The following is a 1,044-nucleotide window of genomic DNA, read 5'->3' on the forward strand; positions in this document are numbered from 1 at the left end:
ATCGCTATTGGAGTTAAAAATGAAATCTATAAAAGCATGGATGTTGTTATGTTTGATCGCGATGTTTGGTTGTACGTCAAAACCAGATGATGTTGAACCTGTAAACAACTTTGCACTCCAACCCTACCTCGGTAAATGGTATGAAATCGCTCGACTGGATCATTCCTTTGAGCGCGGCCTCTCTAACGTTACGGCTGAATACGAATTGCGTGAAGACGGTGGTGTCACGGTTATCAACCGTGGTTATTCGCAAGAAAATAAAAAGTGGACACAAGCCGAAGGCCAAGCGTATTTCGTTGGAGATGAAAACATCGGCCATCTTAAAGTTTCATTTTTTGGTCCGTTCTATTCCTCGTACATTGTGTTCGAGCTAGGAGAAAACTATGAGTATGCCTTTGTCTCAGGTTTTAACCATGATTACTTGTGGCTACTTTCTCGGAAACCAAATGTCGATAAGGCGACGGTGGAGCGATTTAAGCGAGTCGCCAAAGAGAAAGGCTTTACGCTAGATGAGTTGATCCTGGTCGATCAAAAACAGTAAATTGTCCAACTGCTGACCTTACAGTAAGGTTCGATGCTTCATAAAGCTCAGTGGTGTTTGTCCCGTTTGTTTTTTAAAGAACGCAATGAATGCGCTGTCTGATGAAAACTCTAAGCAATGGGCAACATCACTGACTTGTCTCTCCTCACACAACAGCTCTATTGCCTTTAACAATCGCCATTGCTGGCGCCAATCTTGATAAGACATGCCTGTTTCGGACTTAAACAGTCTTGTAATTGTCTTACTGCTTGCCCCGATTGTTTTCGATAAATGGTTGAGATCAGGAGCAATGAATCCGCCTTTTGTCATCGCGTTTCGAAATGAAGCCAAACGACGATCCGATGGCAATGGTAAAGTGAGCTCGAATTGCTTCGCTTGATAAAACTCTTCCCAAAACAATATGGTTGTCGCATTTGTTTTGGTTTGCTCTATGTCCCACTCCCACAAAGCCATTTTATTGATCAGTGCTTTTAGAAGATCGTTAACTTCAATCATCACGATGC

Annotated in this window: 2 protein-coding genes; one reads left to right on the forward strand and one right to left on the reverse strand. The window is 42.5% G+C overall.

Annotated features, from left to right (window positions below; translation table 11 throughout):
- Positions 1-19: 19 nt before the first annotated feature.
- Entirely contained in the window at positions 20-541 is a 522-nt protein-coding gene (locus R7P35_RS26235) for a lipocalin family protein (RefSeq protein WP_318093423.1), read from the forward strand.
- 18 nt (positions 542-559) lie between these two features.
- On the opposite strand, the gene R7P35_RS26240 is transcribed toward R7P35_RS26235, so the two are convergent.
- On the reverse strand, positions 560-1,044 hold a 485-nt coding region (locus R7P35_RS26240), incomplete at its 5' end, for an AraC family transcriptional regulator (protein WP_318093421.1).

The organism is Vibrio sp. Vb0304, from assembly GCF_033338995.1.
GTDB lineage: Bacteria > Pseudomonadota > Gammaproteobacteria > Enterobacterales > Vibrionaceae > Vibrio > Vibrio alginolyticus.